This window comes from Pseudanabaena cinerea FACHB-1277, assembly GCF_014696345.1.
GTDB lineage: Bacteria > Cyanobacteriota > Cyanobacteriia > Pseudanabaenales > Pseudanabaenaceae > Pseudanabaena > Pseudanabaena cinerea.
The window spans coordinates 1-20,708 of record NZ_JACJPY010000010.1; the positions used below are offsets into that span (position 1 = coordinate 1).

21 protein-coding genes and 2 pseudogenes are annotated in these 20,708 nt (G+C 42.6%); 11 read left to right on the forward strand and 12 right to left on the reverse strand.

All coding sequences use genetic code 11. The features are described from left to right. Positions 1–89 precede the first annotated feature (89 nt). The 5 genes from H6F44_RS05230 to H6F44_RS05250 form a co-directional block, all read right to left on the reverse strand. Positions 90–575: a GAP family protein gene (locus H6F44_RS05230; protein WP_190349904.1), complete on the reverse strand. Its 486-nt coding sequence runs from the start codon at positions 573–575 to the stop codon at positions 90–92. A gap of 29 nt (positions 576–604) precedes the next feature. Next, positions 605–1,777 (reverse strand): ABC transporter permease DevC, encoded by a 1,173-nt coding sequence (devC, locus tag H6F44_RS05235; RefSeq protein ID WP_190349905.1) that lies wholly within the window; start codon positions 1,775–1,777, stop codon positions 605–607. 14 nt (positions 1,778–1,791) lie between these two features. Then, positions 1,792–2,475, reverse strand: coding sequence for a GNAT family N-acetyltransferase (locus H6F44_RS05240; RefSeq protein WP_190349906.1), 684 nt, complete (start codon positions 2,473–2,475; stop codon positions 1,792–1,794). 19 nt (positions 2,476–2,494) lie between these two features. Then, positions 2,495–3,676, reverse strand: a complete 1,182-nt coding sequence (locus H6F44_RS05245; protein ID WP_190349907.1) for an ABC exporter membrane fusion protein — start codon at positions 3,674–3,676, stop codon at positions 2,495–2,497. A gap of 175 nt (positions 3,677–3,851) precedes the next feature. Continuing rightward, positions 3,852–4,427, reverse strand: coding sequence for a TetR/AcrR family transcriptional regulator (locus tag H6F44_RS05250; RefSeq protein WP_190349908.1), 576 nt, complete (start codon positions 4,425–4,427; stop codon positions 3,852–3,854). A 333-nt stretch (positions 4,428–4,760) separates the two neighbouring features. Here H6F44_RS05250 and H6F44_RS05255 point away from each other — a divergent pair, with 333 nt between their 5' ends. Next, positions 4,761–5,000, forward strand: coding sequence for a DUF2281 domain-containing protein (locus H6F44_RS05255; RefSeq protein ID WP_190349909.1), 240 nt, complete (start codon positions 4,761–4,763; stop codon positions 4,998–5,000). Between the two features lie 13 nt (positions 5,001–5,013). On the opposite strand, the gene H6F44_RS05260 is transcribed toward H6F44_RS05255, so the two are convergent. The 5 genes from H6F44_RS05260 to H6F44_RS05280 all read right to left on the reverse strand — a co-directional run bounded on the left by H6F44_RS05260 (position 5,014) and on the right by H6F44_RS05280 (position 9,775). Next, positions 5,014–5,388 carry a DUF5615 family PIN-like protein gene (locus H6F44_RS05260; protein WP_190349910.1) on the reverse strand — a complete coding sequence of 125 codons (375 nt, stop codon included), beginning with the start codon at positions 5,386–5,388 and terminating at the stop codon, positions 5,014–5,016. After that, complete coding sequence (locus H6F44_RS05265; RefSeq protein WP_190349911.1) at positions 5,385–5,618, reverse strand: DUF433 domain-containing protein; 234 nt, start codon at positions 5,616–5,618, stop codon at positions 5,385–5,387. Before H6F44_RS05265 ends, H6F44_RS05260 begins: the two co-directional genes overlap by 4 nt. A gap of 90 nt (positions 5,619–5,708) precedes the next feature. Further along, positions 5,709–6,899 (reverse strand): restriction endonuclease, encoded by a 1,191-nt coding sequence (locus H6F44_RS05270; protein ID WP_190349912.1) that lies wholly within the window; start codon positions 6,897–6,899, stop codon positions 5,709–5,711. A gap of 632 nt (positions 6,900–7,531) precedes the next feature. Then, on the reverse strand, positions 7,532–8,503 hold the full coding sequence (locus H6F44_RS05275) for an NAD(P)H-dependent glycerol-3-phosphate dehydrogenase (protein WP_190349913.1): 972 nt from the start codon (positions 8,501–8,503) through the stop codon (positions 7,532–7,534). A 69-nt stretch (positions 8,504–8,572) separates the two neighbouring features. Beyond that, on the reverse strand, positions 8,573–9,775 hold the full coding sequence (locus H6F44_RS05280; RefSeq protein WP_190349914.1) for a glutathione S-transferase family protein: 1,203 nt from the start codon (positions 9,773–9,775) through the stop codon (positions 8,573–8,575). Positions 9,776–9,860: 85 nt separating this feature from the next. Between H6F44_RS05280 and H6F44_RS05285 the strand changes: the two genes are divergently transcribed. From H6F44_RS05285 to H6F44_RS23940, 10 genes and pseudogenes are all read left to right on the forward strand, one after another. After that, positions 9,861–10,937 carry a WD40 repeat domain-containing protein gene (locus H6F44_RS05285; RefSeq protein WP_190349915.1) on the forward strand — a complete coding sequence of 359 codons (1,077 nt, stop codon included), beginning with the start codon at positions 9,861–9,863 and terminating at the stop codon, positions 10,935–10,937. Between the two features lie 34 nt (positions 10,938–10,971). Then, positions 10,972–11,652, forward strand: coding sequence for a Yip1 family protein (locus tag H6F44_RS05290; protein ID WP_190349916.1), 681 nt, complete (start codon positions 10,972–10,974; stop codon positions 11,650–11,652). 107 nt (positions 11,653–11,759) lie between these two features. Beyond that, on the forward strand, positions 11,760–15,533 hold the full coding sequence (locus H6F44_RS05295; protein ID WP_190349917.1) for a class I SAM-dependent DNA methyltransferase: 3,774 nt from the start codon (positions 11,760–11,762) through the stop codon (positions 15,531–15,533). A gap of 60 nt (positions 15,534–15,593) precedes the next feature. Continuing rightward, the gene (locus H6F44_RS05300; protein WP_190349918.1) at positions 15,594–15,920 is read left to right on the forward strand and encodes a DUF433 domain-containing protein; all 327 of its coding nucleotides are present in this window, start codon (positions 15,594–15,596) and stop codon (positions 15,918–15,920) included. 3 nt (positions 15,921–15,923) lie between these two features. Next, positions 15,924–16,265, forward strand: coding sequence for a DUF5615 family PIN-like protein (locus tag H6F44_RS05305; RefSeq protein WP_190349919.1), 342 nt, complete (start codon positions 15,924–15,926; stop codon positions 16,263–16,265). Next, positions 16,256–16,435 (forward strand): annotated as a pseudogene (locus H6F44_RS23935) (hypothetical protein); the annotation flags it as partial. The gene H6F44_RS05305 and the pseudogene H6F44_RS23935, both read left to right, overlap by 10 nt. 56 nt (positions 16,436–16,491) lie before the next feature. Continuing rightward, a complete protein-coding gene (locus H6F44_RS05310; protein WP_190349920.1) occupies positions 16,492–16,764 on the forward strand; it encodes a hypothetical protein in 273 nt (90 codons plus the stop codon). Continuing rightward, entirely contained in the window at positions 16,761–17,171 is a 411-nt protein-coding gene (locus H6F44_RS05315) for a type II toxin-antitoxin system VapC family toxin (protein WP_190349921.1), read from the forward strand. The genes H6F44_RS05310 and H6F44_RS05315 overlap by 4 nt, the downstream gene beginning before the upstream one ends. 187 nt (positions 17,172–17,358) lie before the next feature. After that, positions 17,359–17,601 carry a DUF433 domain-containing protein gene (locus H6F44_RS05320; RefSeq protein WP_190349922.1) on the forward strand — a complete coding sequence of 81 codons (243 nt, stop codon included), beginning with the start codon at positions 17,359–17,361 and terminating at the stop codon, positions 17,599–17,601. A 39-nt stretch (positions 17,602–17,640) separates the two neighbouring features. Continuing rightward, a pseudogene (locus H6F44_RS23940) lies at positions 17,641–18,074 on the forward strand (putative toxin-antitoxin system toxin component, PIN family). 73 nt (positions 18,075–18,147) lie between these two features. On the opposite strand, the gene H6F44_RS05330 reads toward H6F44_RS23940, so the two are convergent. Beyond that, complete coding sequence (locus tag H6F44_RS05330; RefSeq protein WP_242016448.1) at positions 18,148–18,873, reverse strand: hypothetical protein; 726 nt, start codon at positions 18,871–18,873, stop codon at positions 18,148–18,150. Positions 18,874–18,889: 16 nt separating this feature from the next. After that, positions 18,890–20,689: an ABC transporter substrate-binding protein gene (locus tag H6F44_RS05335; RefSeq protein ID WP_190349923.1), complete on the reverse strand. Its 1,800-nt coding sequence runs from the start codon at positions 20,687–20,689 to the stop codon at positions 18,890–18,892. Positions 20,690–20,708: the final 19 nt, after the last annotated feature.

Consider the following 20,708-nt stretch of genomic DNA (forward strand, 5'->3'; position numbering starts at 1 on the left):
TATTGAAACTAGCTCCCAATAAGTTAACCTACTATCAACGAGGTAAGAGGGCTATGCAGCTTGTCACGGCTACGTTTTAGATGTCTTTGTCACCCCCTCAGTGCCAAGATACTCATAGTTGATAGGAGATCTAGGTTAGCGCGGACGATCTGCTCGATCGCTGCGAAATAGGGTAAAGCGGTAGGAAGTTCTAAAATTGTTACAGACATTCCTAACAGAAAAGTTTTTGCCAAGTTTAATTTTTGCGGTGCTTTTACTGGTTCAGCTTGAGTAGGAATTCGGAGAGTAACGCCTACTATCAATAGAATTATGCCAGTCAGAAATTGAATTATATAAAATAAAGATGTGGACAAAGAGAATCCAGAGTTTGCAATTACGGTCTGAATTAATCTATCTAAGCCTAATACAGCCAATAATCCCGATGTCCAATAGGCGAAAAATATGCCAATTACAAAGGCGATTGATCGCGGAACTGGTTTTGTCGTTCCTAGCAAATAGACTTGTAAAGCGATCGCCGATGGATTAAGGCTATCGAGCGCCGCGATCGCTATTAGCGATGGAAGTAAGGCTGACATAAAGTTCAAGCATCAAGTTCAAAAAATGATTAGAAAATATCAGCAGGATCGGCGGTTTGGAGTTTTCGCATGGCGATCGCCCCTGAAGTTACGCACATGATTACAGTCATCACAAATACGGAAGTGGCACGTTCTACTGTCATTTTGATCGGTAGCATGGTGGCAGTGTAGGTCACTTGATAGAGTCCCACAGAAAGTAAGAAACTGGGCAGAAATCCCAAACAGGCTAATAGAATTGCTTCCTGAAAGAGAATGCTCAAGAGAAAGCGATCGCTGTAGCCCATCGCCTTGAGAGTGGCATATTCCGCAAGGTGATCGGAGACATCGGAATAGAGAATTTGATAGACAATCACAATACCGACAATAAAGCCCATCGCCACGCCCAAACCAAAGATGAAGCCAATACTAGTTCCCGTTTCCCAATAACTTTTTTCGACACCTGCCCATTCTTCGGTAGTCAGCACGCGCATATCATCAGATAATAGACTAGCAAGTTCCCTTTTGACTTGCTGCACGTCGGCTCCTTCTTTAAGATGAATTAATCCCATCTCAATGCGATCGCTGCGTCGGTCTGGAAATAAACGTAAAAAAGTCGCGTCACTGGTGATGATATTGCCATCGGCAGCAAAGGAAGAACCAACTTCAAATAGTCCACTTACCTGTACTAATTTATTATTTAGTTGAGCTTCTAATTCACCCTTTTGCATAAACATATTCGCCACATCGCCATATTCAGGACGACCAGCGCGATCGAAGAGAACGCGATCGAGTTGTTGAATCTGGGGAATTTGCTGAGCAGGATCGGGTAGCCTGACGCTAGGATTACCCGCATCGACTCCCCAGATAAGAATGGCGCGATTTTGGCGAGTTTCAGGATTGCGCCATTGACCAGCAACGGAAATGTAGAGGGGAGAAACAGATTTAACTTGAGGATGGGCAAGGGTTTGATAAAGGCGATCGCGTTGAAAATTAGGAGTGGAGATGAGAGTTTGAAATTGTGTACTAGCGATCGCTAAATCCGCCTGAATCAGTTCGCGATAGGGCTTCATCGCTGAATCATAGAGCGCTCCTTCAAAACCCATCTGCACGAACATCAAGATATCGGCAAAGGCAATACCTGATAGCGCCACAATAAAGCGAACTTTATTACGAGTCAGTTGGAGCCAAGCAAGGGGAGTTTTTCGCAGCAATTTACGAAGCATAGATCCTCCTGATATTAAACTTGAGGCGATCGCATCATCATCCATAGTGGTGGTGCATCGTTGAGAACTCGCAGTTCCTCTCGCACCACAAATCCATGTCGTTGATAGAACTTGACAGCGCGATCGGTGGAAGTAAAGAGATAACAAATCTCCCCTTGGCGATCGGCTTGCTGCAAGACGGGTTGCAACAGCAAACCGCCAATTCCTTGACCTTGAGCCTTTGGCGATACACCCAATCCTTCTAGATACCAATGGGGTGTCGGGCAGTCATGCAAGCGATAGGCTTCCGTTTTTGTCAGTGTGTTGAGAACTCGTTTTGTGGAAAGGAATCCATTCTTTAGGAAAATCTCCAAAATCAGGGGTAGCGATCCTAGCAATGAAGCGGACTTGGCGTTAGGTGGCAACCAAGCCGCGATTCCTAAAATGGGAGAGTTGCCAACTGAATCAGAAATATCATCATTGCCTTGATAGCCGCAATAGACGTGACCTAATGGAAAGTTATGATTTATTGTCTTACTCCAAGCTTTTTCGAGAATTCCTAAGCGATCGCGTTCGTTGGGAATGAGATAGCAGGACAGGGGATCACCGAAAAATGTATCCGCCATCATTTTGGTAGCATTGGAGATTTGTGATTCTGGAAGGGAGATAATTTGTGGTTCTTCTTTGCTAATAACCATTGTATCATGATCAATATTCATAAATGGAACTCCTGATTAGTTAATTTAGAGAAGTAGGTTGAATCTTGCCTTGAACTTGTAAATTTGTGAGCGCTGCAACAAGGCGGCTATCTTCAGGATTCAGGCGTACTGTGACCTCGATAATGCGGCGATCGAGATTCTCGCCTGGTTGGTTGCCAGCAATTCGTTGGCGTTCCACCTGTAAGCCAATTTGCGAAACAATGCCCCGCACTTCGCCTTGAAAGGCTTGCCCCGTAATCGTTGCCGCTTGCCCAACCCGCACCCGCTCAATCTCCGTTTGATAGACTTCCAATACCGCAACCATGCGATCAGTTGCTCCCAATTCAACGATGCCCTCACTGCCCACCTTTTCGCCTAGTTTGGTATGGATTTTGAGAATCTGTCCATCCCTAGGGGCGCGGATATAGGCTTGGGCGAGGTTGGTTTCCGCAAGTTTGAGAGCCGCGATCGCACTGTCTACTTCTCTAGCTTTGGTGGCAATATCCACAGGGCGCACTTCAGCGATGCGATCGCGTGTACTACTTGCTTCAAGGATTTGGGCTTGGAGCGTATTAGCAAGGCGATCGCGGGTACTCAGAGCTTCTTGTAATTGGGCGCGGGTTGTCTCCGCCGCAAGACGTTTCGCATCCAAAACTGAAGCAGAGACTGCACCTTGGGCATAGAGTTGTTGAAAACGTGCCAACTCTGCCTCCGCAGTACGAACCTCTGATTGCCAACGGGAAATCGTCGCCGATTGAGAAGCTTCACCACCGCGTAAATCCGCTTGCAGTCTCAATATCGATGCTTCTTGGGCTTGAATTTCCGACTGTTTTGCACCAGCCTGAACCCTTGCAAGTTCCGCTTGAGCAATTTCCACCTGAGCCTTAGCTTTAGTCACTTCATCGGCAAAGCGATCGCTAGCATCTAGTACCGCGATAATTTGACCCGCTTTCACCCGATCGCCAACTTGGACGCGCAATTCCTTTAAGCGATCGCCATCTAGGGCAACGGGAGCCGCCAAACGCATGACTTCTCCTTCTGGTTCCAATCGACCCAGCGCCGTTATGGGTAGGGGCGCACTGGCGATCGCGGCAGAATTATTGGCAATATCGGGCTTGCTAGAAGATATAACGCTATAAATAGAAAGCCCTGTAGCTAGAGTCGCAAGGACAATTCCCCCAAGCCAAAGATGGCGGGAGTTAAAGAAAGATTGAGATGTCATATTTTACTAATCCATTTCAAAAAGGTTTGGAGATCCCCCTCAATTCCCCTTATACCAATTTAAAAAAGTGTTGTCATACTTTTTAAATTGAAAACCAAACCCAGTAAGGTTTTTAATCAAGAAATGGCGTAGCCATTTCTTGATTTGGTATTAAAAAGGGGGAAGAAGATAATTCTCATTCATCGGCGTAGGTCATTCGTATTAGCTCCTCAACTATCCGCGATCGCTCCTGATCTGAAACACAGTTAGTCCCCAGCAAGATGTTTAGAGACAACCCATCCATTGCTAAGAGAATGATTCCTGCTTTTACTGGTGCAATTCCACAATTAAATGCGTCTTGCTGCCATTTTTGATAGACATCTCGAAGCGGTTGCAGCAGTCGGCTATCCTTCGATACCGCCGCTAACAATCCTGACTGAATGGCTGCATTCTCGCGATCAAATAGGTCTTGAGCGCGGATGTAAGCCCTCAACCATGCGCCTTTGATGGTGCGATCGCCTTGGCGAGTCAGTTCTATTTCTAGTAACTGCTCGAACTGCGCGATCAGGTTTGCCACCATGCCTATGAGCAGAGCCTCTTTATTAGGAAAGTGATAGAGCAGGCCGCCCTTACTTACGCCTGCCTCTTTCGCAACCGCATCAAGGGTCAAAGCATCAGCCCCAAACCGCAAAACCACTTCACCCGCCGCATTGAGCAGCGATTCTTTGGTTGTTGATTGCGATCGCTTGCCTACCTCTAACGCTTCTGCCATTTACTTCTACCTGAATACTAAAAATTTAAGACAATTGACTTGTCTTAAAAATAACTATACCGTCCAGACGGTTTAGTGTCAATAGGCAAATTACTAACTCCACCTAAGCAGTAAACGTAGGGTGCGTTAGCGCCAGCGTAACGCACAAATTTTTAACATTAGATGAGGTGCTTTACATTCCATTAACGCACCCTACCAGATCGGCGATCGTGCTTGTGTTTGCTTGCAGCGAATAAGTTTTATATTAGGCGATAATCGCTTAAATCATTTGGTCAGCGATCGCCATATAACTAAGTGATGAGGTTATATCGTGATGAACAAGGCACTAGAGCAATGATCACTGTAGAAACAATTGTAAATGAATTAAATTCATTGCCAGAGCCTCTATTAGCGGAGGTACTCAGCTTTATTCGGGGTGCTAAAAATAAATTTGTGCAACCATCTCAACAATTAGGGTTTCAGCGTGTTGCTGGGTTGCATGAGGGACAAATCTGGATGAGTGATGATTTTAATGAGCCTTTATCAGATGAGTTTTGGTCAGTAATCGCTATTCTGATCAAACAAAAAGTCTGAGTCAATGTAGCCCCTACCTAACAGGTAATTTACGGATGCGAATACTTTCATCTTGAATTGTAATTGCAGAACCTTCTTGTAAGGCTTCTTCTATTTGAGGCAATACATCTAACAGTTTTTGGGTCACGATGTCGGGTTTTGCTGATGAAAGGCGCAAGGTGATTAAGCTGGGCTGACTGTATCTGCTAAGTGCTACTAGCATTGAGAAGTCTAGATCTTGAGTCAATACAACCCAGTTGTCAGTTCTGGCAAATTCTAAGATATTGATGTCTGGGGCGTTGGCAGGTAAGACTTCTGAGCTACGCATAATTTCATAGCCTTGTTTTTGTAAGTCTGCAACTGTTTTGGGTGAGATATGGACATCTGCAAGTAAACGGATATTTTTCACGCGAGAACACCGTGAGTTTGATCTGAGACTGCCCAAGCTGCATAGTTGAGGACTTGTCTAATGTCTTCAAGTTCTAGTTCAGGATAGGCTTCTAGGATTTCTGGGACGGATAGGTTGCTGGCTAAGAGTTTGAGGACAAAGGCTACAGTAATCCTCAATCCTCTGACGGTTGGCTGTCCGAGACAGACATCGGGTTTAATGACAATTCGATCTAATCCTATAGTTTTCATTTTTGTTTCCTAATGATTAGCTTTCTAGTGGTTACTGATATATTTAAAAGATTTGGAATGGAAAAATAAGTTTAATACTAAAAAAAGATTTTATCGCAGACTAAAATCTGCAACTATGTTTGGTCGTGAAGCCAGAATCTTTGAGAGATGACTTTCTGCCCACATCTCTATTCTCAAAGCTGAATCAGAGCGATTATAATTTTCAACAAAACTGACCGCATCTGCTGTAAAACTGCCTGATGTAGCAATTATTAGAACATCTACCCTTTCAGGTTCCCAAAGTTTTATTTGGTCTTTCAATATGCTAATGTCTGTTAAGGAAATGCCTTTATCTCTCCAATGTTTGCATTGTAAAATAACCCTGTTTCGTATTGTACCACTTAACCCATCTTGACTAATTCTATAAGCAGAAATATCACGTCCACGATCTGGTGCATTAACATTAGTCAGTAATTGAGGATTTTCATAATTTTGTTCTGATGCAACTAGTGTAAAGATCAAACGTTCAAAATCCCCAGGACTAAGTTTTTCCCAGTTTAATTTTGTTAAAACACCTCCTGATGGATTTGATGCAACCAAATCACCTAAATCATAAGTTTTTACTGGAATTGGCTCATGAGTTATTAAGAGAGACTTTGTAAGTCCTTCTTTAACTGAAGGATAATCTGAATTAATAATATCTCTAAGGTCATTCGTCTCCTTGAAAGAAAGGTGACGGTGTAAATCGCTCCATCTAGGAGGACGAGGAACACTACTACCAAGCAATATATCTATCTGCTTTATTTTGTCAGAAAGCATTTGCCAATTTGGATGATCAATTTTTTTGTACCCAAAATCTTCGTCTTCTATAGGAAAAGCCTTTCTCAGTTCATTGAGAAGATTTTCAATTTCATTAAAAGACTGAAATACTATTTTTTGAATAAGATGCTTCCTTTTTAGATTGAACTTAAATCTATACTCTCTCAATTCTTTGCCAGGTTGTTCAATAGAACGATCTACTGCAATTTGAGCAGCTAGTTCTCCAACATCAATCGCATCTGAACGAGACAATGCTATTTCATCAAGACCCAGAGGTAGTGTATGTGGCTTCCAACCATCAATATATGGCAAGCCTAAAAGGAACTGTTCATATGAACGACATGCATCTTCATAAACAGGATTTACAGCAAAAGAAACACTTTTAGGAGTATGTTTTTGCAGCAAAACCCACAATTTTTCAAGCTTAGCAAGATTCGCTTCTGATGCTTCAAATTGGCGTAACGCTTCATCTAAATGACTCATAAACAACGAGCCTCTAAAAATTCTTCTGATTCAAAGCTAGGATCATTAAAAGCGATCGTAAATTTAATGCTGGAGTTAGAAGCCATAAGGGACTCAACGAGTTATTTATTTTTTTCGCTAATCGAAGCAAATTATATCATTAAGCAACCTTTAATTTTTCATGCTGACAAACCTTGTATTTACCCCGCTCTTAGCAACTGTCCTGCATATGATCGTCTGAAAGTTTTATTAAACCTGCCTTTTCCCATTCATCTATGAGCATTTCACCAAATTGTAATTGCGTATGGATTTGGCTGGTGACTGCAATTAAAAGAATATCTAGCTTTTGTTGGTCATAGGCATTTGAGCTAATACAATACTTCGGACAGTTTTAAAGATTGAGCCAAAAAAGCTATTCATCGGATAAGGTGCAAGTAGTGAACCAAAGCACCAAATGAATAGCATTAGCGACATAATACCGAAAGTAGCAAGCAAAGTACAACAGAGATTTCTGACCATCCTGTTTTCGACAATCATAGTAAATGTAGGGTGCGTTAGCGCCAGCGTAACGCACAAGTTTTCAACATTAGATGAGGTGCTTTACATTCCATTAACGCACCCTACCAGATCGGCGATCGCACTGCTTTCACAACTCATGAGTGTTCCTGTAAACTTTCGGCTTTGAGATCTCGATCCATTAAGCCTTCGACTGCTTGCTGCAAGGTGATCTCGCCCCGCAGTAAGCGATGCACATAACGCGATACAGGTACGCTAATTTGGGCGCGATCGCAGATTTCCATTAAGACATGGGCTGTATTTACACCCTCGGCAGTGCCGACTGTACTGGCGATCGCCGCCTCCAAGCTTTTACCCTGCGCGATCGCATAGCCTACTTGATAGTTGCGACTGAGGCTGCTATTGCAGGTTGCTAAGAGATCCCCTAGTCCAGACAAGCCCCAAAAAGTCTCAGGTTGCGCCCCAAAAAATACCCCCACGCGAATAATCTCAATCAGGGATCTGGTAATTAAGGCAGATTTGGCATTAGTTCCCAAATTTAAGCCATCGCAAGCACCAACGGCGATCGCAATCACATTTTTGAGCGTGCCGCCCAGTTCCACACCGATGGGATCGGGATTGGTATAGACCCGAAAGTTACGTGAAGCAAAGATATTCTGCACCAATTGGGCGGCGTGAGGATGCTCACTTGCTACGACTGTGGCGGTTGGTTGTCCTGCCATAATCTCTTTAGATAGGTTGGGACCCGACAACACCACCAATGGATAGACTGGTAAGAGCGATCGCCAAATTTGCGAAGGAGTGGCAAGGGTGGCAGGCTCTAAGCCTTTGGTGGCGCTGACTAAAATGACATCGGGGCGCAGGTTTGCGGTTTGTAACTGGGTGGCGATCGCCCTGACTCCCTTAATTGACACCGCCGAAATAATTACATCACTATCCGCAACCATTGCCGATAAAGGAACTTCACTTTGGCGCGACCAGATCTGCACCTGATGATGGTTTTGGTTTAACAAAAAAGCGATCGCCGATCCCCAAGCGCCAGCGCCAATCACCGTAATATTTTGCGGCACATATTCGCTTGGGCGATCTGGATTGGATAGTAAATTCATATTTGCCGATTTTTAATGGGGAGAATTTTCTTCTTCCCCCTTTACAAGGGGGATTGAGGGGGATCTTATTTAATGCCGAAACTTAGCAGGATCTTGATCGCGGCGGTGGCGGGTGGGAATCGGTTCGCCTTGGCGATCGCCGACTAATGCCGCCGTTGATTCTAGGGCAGAACGTAGACGCTTAGCGGCGTAAATTGACATATCGCGGGGAACACTAATGCGATCGCGCAAATACCTCAAGGCTATGTCCGTGTCCTTAGGCGGAGGGCAAGCTGCACCTGTCATCATCTGCGTTAAGGCACAACGCATTGCCAGATCAATCATTTCGGGTTCCGCAGGATTTGCTTTGATAATATTTTCGCGATGCTTAAGGACGCGGTGCAAAGCCTCTTGACGGGAATTAGCGGGTTCAGGATAACCCACATCGGGCAGCCCAAACCAATCGCCATGATCCACCCTTGCCTGATTAATTCGCATTTGCGGTTCCCCATTTTCATAGCAACCGCCCATTTGAGGGGGCAAATCATGGGCATGGGTGTGGAAATCGCTTTGAGTGCCGCGATAGGTGGGGCGAGTTTCCATGGCTTCAAACCAAGCTGCCATGCGTGGGTGCGATTCTCTCAGGGAATAGCCTTTGTAATAATAGAGACTGGCATTCATCCGTTCCACATAGGGCGTAAAAATGACATCGGCTGTACCAAATTCTTCTAAAAAGTAAGGGCTAGGCGTATTCGCTAAGGTGGATTCTACCGATCGCATCACTTCGATAAACTGCGATCGCAAACGCTGCTCCTGTTGAATGGAAACCATCGGGCGACAGAGCCATTCGCACCATGCCCGAAACAGAGTTCTTTCCAACCTTCTAATGGGCATTACCTTTGCCTCAGTCATGCTGTGCTGCAAAGCGCCATAGACCTTTTCGAGGGCAATGAGAATGTCATCACTTTCCGTAATGATTTTGCCATCAAGGGCGATCGCAGGTAGCATTCCTGAAGGGACAACGCGCTTGTACCATGCTTCCTTTTCGCCATAGCAAAACATTGTCACCTTCTCAATGCGATAGGGAATTTGTTTTTCTTCGAGCCAGAGCCAAATCTTTTGACAATAGGGACACCAAGCATGATAATCGCGGTAGAGTGTGACCCTGACTTCCGTTTCTGAATGCCCAAATAGCCGCAATCTCGCTTGAGAATTAGTTGCACCATTGACAGGATCAATTTGGAAATCAGTAAGCGCTGCTAATTCTGTCCATGTTAAGGGGGCTGTAGTCATGCTCTAAATATCCTAAGATCTGGATCGATTAACTTAATTCAATAACTGGGATTTTACCGCAAAGCCACAGGATCATCGCGTCATTATGCCTAAACCTAAAACCAAAATTCTGCTCAACCCCAAAGCCCATGCTCAAGTTACCCTTAGCGAATATGTCACCGCGATCGCTTGGTCGCCTCAAGACAAGAGCTTAGCGGCAGCCACCGCTTCGGGCGAAGTGGCGATGATTAACACCGCGATCGCCTCTAGCAATTTGCAGACTCTCCAAGAACCCACAGAACTAGCTGTGAATTGCTTAGCATTTTCGGCGGATGGGCGCTGGCTGGCAGCAGGGGGACAGAGTGGCAAAATTCAGGTTTGGGACTTAGCAGCTAACCCAAGGGCGATCGCCGCCACGATCGATGTGGGCAATACATGGATTGAACATATCCAATGGCATCCCACCCGTCCCGAATTTGCCTTTGGCTTAGGTAAATATGTCCAAGTTTGGAGCGCGGCAACCCTTGATATTGTCACCACTTTGCATTTTGAACAATCAACGGTTTTAGCGATCGCTTGGCATCCCAGTGGCGATTATTTAACCATTGGCGGCGATCGGGGCGTTAAAAATTGGTCCTGCGCGGACTGGTATGAAGATCCAATTATTTTTGAGTTTCCCACCGCCGCCGCCAAGATTTTATGGAACAGTTCAGGCAATTACTTAGTTTGCAGCACCCTCGATAATTTGGTGGTGGTCTTGCAATGGCTAGGTACGGACTTCGACCCTTCGCCTTGGCGAATGCAGGGGTTTCCTGGGAAAATCCGCAGCTTTGACTGGTCAACCCATCCATCCCCCCTACTTGCTTCTGCTAGCGGCGCAGATGTCGTCATTTGGGAGCGCCACGCCGACCTGAATGTGGGTTGGGAAGGCGAGGTGATCAAGGGACATAACAATATGGTTGGTCATGTTGCCTTCGACAGCACATCTAATTATCTTGCCTCTGCCGATGCCAATGGGCGCGTGGCGATCTGGCACAATAATGGGGAATGGCTACAGGCTTTAGAAACCCCCATGAGCGAAATCACTGCGCTGCAATGGCAGGGCAGAAAATTAGCCGCCGCCAATGGCGATGGCGATGTGATGATTTGGACAGAATCATCGCAGGGTAAAGGCTTTCGCTAAAAATTTTAAAATACCTACCAAATAACGAAAATTTATGAATGTTAGTGAGCCAAATTCCGAATCAAATTCCGAATTAAATTCTGAGCCAAACTCTGAACTAAACCCTGAGCAAATGGCGGCGATCGCCTCAGATAATGCCGACAATGGCGATAGTGTGATCATGCCTACAGTGCCGCAACCAACTCCGTTACAAAGCCTAGGTATATTTTTAGATCGGCTCTATGGGACATTGTTTTTACCTAGGGATACCTTTGCCAATATCAAGGCTAAGCCTTCATTTTGGCAAGGAGCAAGCGTCATTGCTTTAGTTAATATTCTGGAAATAACTCGCCTTGAGCAATTGAGTGTATTTAGAGCCATTGTCGCGATCGCTAGCAGTCTAATTGGTTGGCTATATTTTACGTTTCTGCTCAAACAGTTAGCAGGGGTATTTCAAAAAAATGTCAAAATGTCTGAACTGCTGACCCTAACTGGATTTGCTAGTCTGCCTTGGCTATTTATGGCTCCTGCTCTCAGTTTGCCGCCCAGATTTCGCACCATCAGCGCGATCGCTGTGATCCTCTGGTTTATCTTTTGGCAGGTGTGGAGTGCCTCTATCGCCCTTAATATCAAAAGTTGGAAAACCCTAGCAATCATTCCTCTAGCGATCGCTGGTGGCGTAGTTGCTTTGATTTGGCTGAGCAATGCGATCGGATTAATTGTTAGTATTTTGTAAAAGCGGCATCTGCTAAAATTATTAACCTGTCATCTGAGTCGACAGGGAAAATGCAGTAGGAGATGTACACTCTCATTAGTCGATAATTTTACTAGATATAAAATTTGATGATCGCCAATAAGCTCGAACCTAAGCAAGCATTAAATAAGTCCTATAAGTCCTATTTAAAACTTAAGCCTGATGCTGAGAATATTCGGGATTTTAAGGCTGAGTTGGCGCGGTTGCTAGAGCTTTGTGATGAGAAAAAGGATGAGGAATTTAACAAAAATCTGTTGAGTGATTTTTTAAAAAAGAGTTTCTATGACGATCGCTACTTCATTAATACCAAAGATATGAGCGATCTGGTCATTCATAATGACAAGGGGGCAGATAGTAAGGTTGGGGTAATTTTTGAGACAAAGAAGCCCACAAAAATTAGTAGTGCAGAGATGCCGAGGGTTGATGCTCTCAATCACAAGGCTTTTCAGCAGTTGGTTTTATATTTTTTGCGGGAAAGGGTGACGCATCGCAATTTTGCAGTAAAGCATTTGATCGTTACAAATATTTATGAGTGGTTTATTTTTGATGCGAAACTGTTTGAGGAGTTGTTTGTTAGAAATCACGATTTAGTTAAGGAATTTGAAGAATTTGAAGCTAAGCGCCTGAGTGGTACTAAGACAGATTTTTTCTATAAGCAGATTGCGGAACCTGCGATCGCTTCTGTAATTGATCAGATTAAGTTTACGCATTTTGATCTGCGCGATCTTGAGAATCTAGATTTAATCGATCTTTACAAGATTTTTTCGCCTGAGCATTTGTTGAAATTGCCCTTTGCTAATGACAGCAATAGTTTAAATAAGCCTTTTTATAATGAGTTGCTGTATATCATTGGCTTGACGGAAGAGAAGGATAAGGGCAAGAAGTTAATTAGACGGATGAAGGAAGGCGATCGCCAAGATGGTTCGCTAATTGAGAATGCGATTAGTCGTTTGGAGAGTTTGGGTAAGCTGTCGCGTTTGTCTAAGCCTGAAGAGTTTGGGGATAATGATGAGGAGCGACTTTTTAATGTGGCGTTGCGGTTGTCGATTAATTGGATTAATCGCATTTTGTTTTTGAAGTTATTGGAGGCGCAGTTAATTAAATATCATCAAGGCGATCGCGAATATGCTTTTCTCAATTTAGAAAAAGTACAGAATTATGATGATCTTGATAGTTTGTTTTTTGATGTGTTGGCAAAGGAACAGGATAAGCGCGAGGCAAAGGTTAAGGCTGTTTTTGCAAATGTGCCTTATTTGAATAGTTCGCTATTTGAGCCAACGGAAACGGAGCAGGAAACGATTGTGATCGGCAACCTCAAGGATCGGGATTTGCCAATTTTTGGTGCGACTGTTCTTACGGATAGCAAAGGTAATAAGCGATCGGGTAAGTTGAATGCGTTGGCTTATTTGTTTGAATTTTTGGGAGCTTATAGATTTGATCGCGATGAGTTTGAAGACTCGCAAGATGATAGTGAGAAGTTAATTAATGCGGCGGTGTTGGGGTTGATCTTTGAGAAGATTAATGGCTATAAGGATGGGTCTTTTTATACGCCGAGTTTCATTACGATGTATATGTGCCGCGAGACGATACGGCGGGCAGTGGTGCAGAAGTTTAATGAGGTAAAAGGATGGAATTGCGAGACGATCAAGGATTTGTATGGAAGAATTGAAGATAAAAAGGAGGCGAATACTATTATCAATAGTCTCAAGATTTGCGATCCTGCGGTGGGTTCGGGGCATTTCTTGGTTTCAGCTTTGAATGAAATTATTGCGATTAAGAGCGAGTTGCGGGTTTTATTAGATAAAAAGGGATGGTCGTTAAGGGATTATTATGTAAGGGTTGTGAATGATAAGTTGGTTGTCCGTGATGATGAAGAAAATTTATTTGTATACAAGCCTAAAAATTACGAGAGAACGAGGGTGCAGGAAGCACTTTTTCATGAGAAGCAGACAATTATTGAGAGTTGTTTGTTTGGGGTGGATATTAATCCCAATTCGGTGACGATTTGCCGTTTGCGGTTGTGGATTGAGCTTTTGAAGCACGCTTACTATAGACCAGATGGCAATTTGGAAACTTTGCCAAATATCGACATTAATATCAAGTGTGGAAATTCTTTGATTAGTCGGTTTGGGTTGGATGTGGATGTGAAGCAGGTTTTGCAGAAGCAGAAGTTTAGTATTGAGCAGTATCGTGATGCGGTGCAGACTTATCGCAGTGCGGAAAGTAAGGCGCAAAAGCGAGAAATGGAAGGTTTAATCGCGAAGATTAAGGCTGGTTTTAGTTCGAGTTTGTTGGCGGGTGATCCGAAGAAGGTGAAGTTACGGCAGTTACAGGCGGAGCTTTATGGTGTGGAAAATCAGATGTTGTTGTTGGAGGAGAGTAAGGCAGAGATTAAGGCTAGGGAGAAGCGGGTTAATAAGTTAAATAATGAGATTGATAAGTTAAGTGCAGAGATTGAGGATATTGAAAGTGGTCGGCTATATGAGAATGCTTTGGAATGGCGGTTTGAGTTTCCTGAAGTTTTGAATAAGGATGGTGATTTTGTTGGGTTTGATATAGTAATTGGTAATCCGCCATATATCAGACAAGAAGAAATTAAGGAACAAAAACCACATTTACAGGCTAATTTTACAACCTATTCGGGAACTGCTGATTTATATGTATTTTTTGTTGAAAAAGGATTTGAAATCTTAAAAAATAAAGGTCAATTTTCTTACATCATGCCTAATAAGTGGATGCAAGCAGGTTATGGAAAAGAATTAAGAAAATACTTTTTAGGAACTCAATTACAAGCGATTATTGATTTTGGTGATTTACAAGTATTTGAAGAAGCAACTACTTATCCTTGTATTCTCAACGCTTCAAAACAAATGAGCAATACTAATTTTATTTCTGCTGCGGTGAAGACACTTAATTATAGCAACGGATTTGGAGCGTATATAGAAAGCATCTCTAATGCAATAACATCCGAATCGTTAAATAAGGAAACTTGGATGATTTCCTCTAGTGATGATCAGGAATTACTTTTAAGAATAAAAAAGATATGTATTCCATTAGTTGAATATACAGAGATTAAAAACCCCTTAGAATTTCTCTTTGATAACCCTATTGGTAATGAAGCTCACTATGGCGTAAAAACAGGATTAACTGAAGCTTTTCTTGTTAATGATGAACAAAAAGATCGAATGCTAGAGAAAGATTCTAAAAGTTCAGAATTATTAAAACCTTTACTGCGTGGTAGAACTATTAAAAAATGGTATGCAGAACAGGATAACCTATGGTTAATTGGAACTTTTCCTGCATTAGATATAGATATTGATGACTACCCAGCAATTAGAGATCACTTACTTAGTTTTGGGAAAGAAAGACTTGAACAATCTGGTAAAAAAGGAAGTCGCAAAAAAACAAGTGGTAAATGGTTTGAGACTCAAGATAATATTGCTTATTGGCAAGAGTTTGAAAAACCTAAGATAATGTATCAAGTTTTTCAAGTAAATCCCTGTTTTATTTATGACGATCAAGGGCTTTACTGTAATAACTCTATGTGGTTTATTTCAAAAGATGACAAAGTTCTTTTAGCAATTCTTAACTCAACTATGGGTTGGTGGCTAATTTCAAAATATTGCACCGCTATTCAAAATGGTTATCAATTAATTTGGAAATATTTTGGACAAATCCCAATTCCAAAAGCAACCCAAAAACAAGCAAAACTAATCACCTCAATCGTTGATGAAATTCTCACTGCTAAAAGAGGCGATCGCCATGCTGATACGACAAAAGAAGAAAAGGCGATCGATGATTTGGTTTATCAACTTTATGGGTTGACAGAAGAAGAGATTAAAATAGTAGAAGGAGAGAGGTAACAAGGAAAAATTAGAAAGAAAAAAGTAGAATCAATTTATAAATACCCAATTCAAAAAACTATGACACTTAAAGAACTAGAACCTCAACTACTCGCACTCTCACCCACAGAAAAATCTCAAGCAATTCAACTAATGCTGAACAGCCTACTAAATAGTTGGCACGGAATTGAGAAAACCTTAAACGTATGTGGCGGCGATGCTTGTATTCGTAGCACCAGAATCCCCGTTTGGCTATTAGTCAGCTATCAACAACAAGGGCTTAGCGACGCAAAAATATTAGAAGCATATCCAACCCTAAACGCCGTTGATCTAGCAAATGCTTGGATATATGCCGAAAGCCATCCCCAAGAAATTGCCACAGCAATCCTTGAAAACGAGGCAGATTAGGCAATGGTCAAACTCTATGCAGATGAGCAATTTCCATTGCCTGTCATCAAAATTTTGCGGACATTAGAATATGACATTCTGACTGTACAAGAGGCAGGAAAAGCAGAACAAAAAATCCCCGATCCTGAAGTCCTGCACTATGCCATTAGTCTCAATCGAGCCGTTTTAACTATGAATCGCCGAGATTTCATTCGTTTACACGCACAAACACCCCAACATAAAGGCATCGTGATTTGTAGAAGCAGCACCAATTGGGAAAAAATCGCCCAAGCTATACATAATCATCTCTCTCAACTTGAAACTATAGAAAAACAACTCATTAGAATCAAATTACCATCGTTGTAAAAATTCTCACTGCTAAAAAAGGCGATCGCCATGCTGATACAAGCGAATTAGAAAAGGAATGCGATCGCTTAGTTTACAAACTCTATCAACTCACCTATGACGAAGTAAAAATCATTGATCCAGAATTTGAACTAACAGAACAAGAATACACAGCAATTAAAATAGAGTAGAGCCTGTGATATAGATAAAAAAATCCCAAAAACAAAAAACAATAGGAGTAATCATCATGTCAGACAAAGAACAACTAATTAATGAACTCGATCAAGCCCCAGACTTTCTAGTGCGTGAAGTCTTAAACTTCTTACTGTTCATCAAAACCCGAACCAACGAAATCTCCAAACAAGAGCCTATTCAAAAAGCTAAAGAATCGAATATTCCAGATTTTTTGAGCTTTATCGATCAAGTCAATTCTGAAACACCAACAGAAACAAATATTCCCAAAGACCTTGCCAAAAACCTAGATCATTATCTTTACGGCACACCCAAAGAACAAGCATGAAGAAAGTATTTGCAGACACAGGCTATTGGATCGCCTTGCTCAACCCCGAAGATGACCTACATCAAAAAGCCCGACAAATATCAGTTACCTTAATCTCAACTCCTATAGTTACCAGTGAAATGGTATTTACGGAACTACTCAATGCCTTCTCTGGCAAAGGTAAATCCTATCGACAAAAAGCCGTTAGATTTATCAAACACGCCTTTACAAATCCTGAAATCGAAGTGTTTTTGCAGACTGATGCACTATTTCAAAATGCTCTTGAGCTATACGATCAACGTCCCGATCAAGCTTGGAGTCACACAGATTGCACATCATTTCAAATCATGCGGCAACAAAACATATTAGAAGCGATCGCCTATGACAAACATTTTGAGCAAGCAGGATTTATAGCTTTGCTGAGATAAACCTAATGAGCGATCGCCATACTGATACGAGCGAATTAGAAAAAGCGATCGACGATTTGGTTTATCAACTTTACGGGTTGACAGAAGAAGAGATTAAAATAGTAGAAGGAGAGAGGTGACAAGGAAAAAGGAAAAAGATAAGTGTTGATTTTTGTGAAAATGTTCAGCTTATATAAGGAAATAGATTATGAAAAAAAGCATACTAACTGATGTAATCACCATTGACAACGAAATCCAACATAGTAAACCCGTACTAAAAGGAACTCGTCTTCCGATCTCCATAATTATCGGCTCCCTCGCTGGGGGCATGACCTATGACGAAGTAATTCAAGAATATGCAGTTACCCGCGAACAGATTCTTGCCTCACTTGCTTACTTTTCCGAGCTTTTAAACTATGAAACAGTCTATTCAATGGAGAAAGTAAGTTGAAATTACGTTTTCTAATCGATGAAGATTGCCCATTAAGTATTGAGAGTAGTCATAGATACAAATATTTGGATTCGCATCCTGTTAAAAGGGCGCGTTACACTCCCAGTCTTAGAAGCATTTAATCAAGATAAATTCCAATTAGTCATGAGCCAAAATCTTTTGATGAACTACATGAAGTATGGAACCGACCACGATTAAGCAAATATATCGACCGAAACCAAGCCATACGCCTAGAGCAACAGTTAAAAAATCGCGCTATCTGGATTGAACCGAAAACAATCCCCCCTTATTGTCGTGATCCCAAAGATTTACCCGTATTAGCTACCGCCATTGACGGCAAAGCAAAAATCATTGTATCGGTCGATGACGACTTACGCACCGATGAAACATTGAGAGAAGCAATGGCATTATATTCCATCGAATTATTAGGAGTTAATTCTTTTCTGAAATATTTAGAGGAATCTGAAGAATAAGCCTCATCTGCTAAAAGAGGCGATCGCTATGCTGATACGAGCAAATTGGAAAAGAAGTGCGATCGCCCTATATCTAAAACCAAAAGAAGCTGGCGATATTAAAGCCAATCATTAGATTGATTAATAGCCCTAACACGATCGCCCCACCAATCAAGTTAGTTTTTACAGAAGTTGGCAAATAGGCAGGCTTGAGCCAAAATCGTAATTTTTGGGCAATGACGGGCATCACCACGATGCTTAATATCGTTGAAGTGACCAGATTGTTAACTAGCATTGAGTTGGCTAGTGACCATGACTGCATAATTCCCAACTTCGTGAATAGAAAAGACTGCAACATCACAATCGGATAAAGCCCCAATACTACCGCCAGAATTTGCTTCCAGCGTGGGGGACCTAAACCTGCATATTCACTATTGCCAAACTGTAAAGAGAACCAACCTTCTAGTCCTGTGGTAAAGGATTTAAAACGATAGGCAGAAAATACATCCTGACCCGAAGCTAATAACCGTTGCCGCTCACCAGACTCAATCCATTGACTTAAATGCATGGGTGAATCAAAGTGAATGATGTTGTAACACTTGATGACGCGATCGCGACATGGCAAAGGCTCCGATAGATCGCAGCGCAAAAAACCTGCGTAACCCTGCGCCAACTCCACTAATTCCCCTTGCCATTGCTTAAAAATCAGTTCATTCTCTTTAGGGACAATATGTTCAGTCACTAAACTAGAATAGAAAATATCTGCGGATTGGCGATCGGGTGAGTCTTTGGGAAAGAGATTGGGCAAAGATTTAGGCATGAATTTTTCACTAAACTTATTGCAAAACTAGCTGATCGACATTCCATAATGCCCCTGCCACCCCCGTGCTACCAGCAAGAGATTTAGGTTGAGCATTTTGGACGCGATCGCGCACTGCCACCAAATAAAGCGGAATCGTCAAATGAATGAGCGGCAATTGTTCCTGTACTAATTGTTGATATTCGGCATAAATAACCTTACGCTTAGCTTCATCAATTTCCTGCGCTCCTTTTACCATGATTTCATGAATCTTTTTCTCCCAATCGGCAACCTCGCGCCCTGGGAAAGGTGGTTCATCGCCAACGGGTCCCTTATTAAACATATGAGAATCGCCATCGGGAGCCCAAAGATTAATCGCGCTATTGGGTTCGGCTCCGCCTGTAAAGCCGAGAATAGTGGCATCCCATTGTTTAGAATTATCCAATTTGTCGGTAATGATCCGAAAGTCAACGGGATTTAAATCGACAGTGATACCAATGGCATCAAGATCCTTTTTAATCAAGGCAGCTAAAGCCACCCGCGCCCCCGCAGGAACCATCATCGTAAATCTTACAGGATTGCCTTGAGCGTCTAATAGTCTGGGCTTACTCTCCGTATTGTATTTGTATCCCGCCTGTTGCAAAATCTGTTTCGACTTTTCAGGTTGATAGTCATAGACCTTCAGTCCTTGTTCGGGAGAGAAGTAATAGGGGCTAGGAATGGAAACGGGAGAGTTTTGGGTTTGTGCCAATCCCCGTGAGAGGTTGTTGATCATTGCTTCGCGATTGAGGGCATAGGCGATCGCCCGACGGAAGTTGACATCATTAAACCATTTTGATTTTATCGGTTCCACAAAGGGTTCATTGGTTTTAGGATTGCGCCCTTTATTGAGGTTGAACATGATGAAAGACTGCCCTGTAGCAGGTCCTGCGTTATAGATGGTAAAGCGATCGCGCTTCTCAAAACGCTTCATTAATTGGAAGTCTTCACCGCGCAACCGATACATATCCAAACCCTGCGATCGGAAGTTGAGCAGCGCCGTGTCTGGAGACTCCACTATCTGCATGACTAGCTGCTTGATTTTGGGGTGATCTTTTTTCCAATAGTAAGGATTGGGTTTATAAATAATGCGCTGAGAGGGACGATATTCTTGAATTAAATATGCGCCACTGCCCACAAGCTGATTGACGGGAGTGCCTAATGTCCAAGTTTCCAGAAATTTGAGTTTCTTATCCTTTTGCTGTGGATCTTCTTGAATAGTCGGCTCAAAAATATGCTTAGGTAAAATACTCAATCCGCCAATGCTACGCAGAGCAGGGGCAAATGGTTCGCTCATGAGAAAGGAAATGCGGCGATCGTCTAGCTTTTCGAGCTTTGGTAAGGTTTGCGCCTGTCCGATCCTTAAAATATCGCGATTACCTGTGGGAATCTTCTCGTTAAAGATTACCTTTTCATAGGTAAAGAGAACATCATCAACGGTGAGGGGCTGACCATCCGACCATTTCAAATCGGGGCGCAGGGTAAAAATCAATTGCTTGCCATCTTGCTGAAACTCCCATTTTTCGGCGAGTTCAGGTTCAAACATTTTTGTAAGCGGATTTTCGGCTATTAGCCCTGAAAGCGTGAAGCCGATCGCAATACCGCTATAGGCATCACCAATTAATACGGGATTAAAGGTTTTGATATCGCTATCCAAAGGAATTACTAGCCGATTTTTGGCAGCTTCAGGTTTAACCGCACAGCCCCATAGCATTAACGAACAAATGCTAATCAGGATTAATAATACTAATGCTTTCCAGCGTTTGACCTTGACCCGTCTTTGGATGCTTTTTCTCACGATCGCCATTTCCTACAAT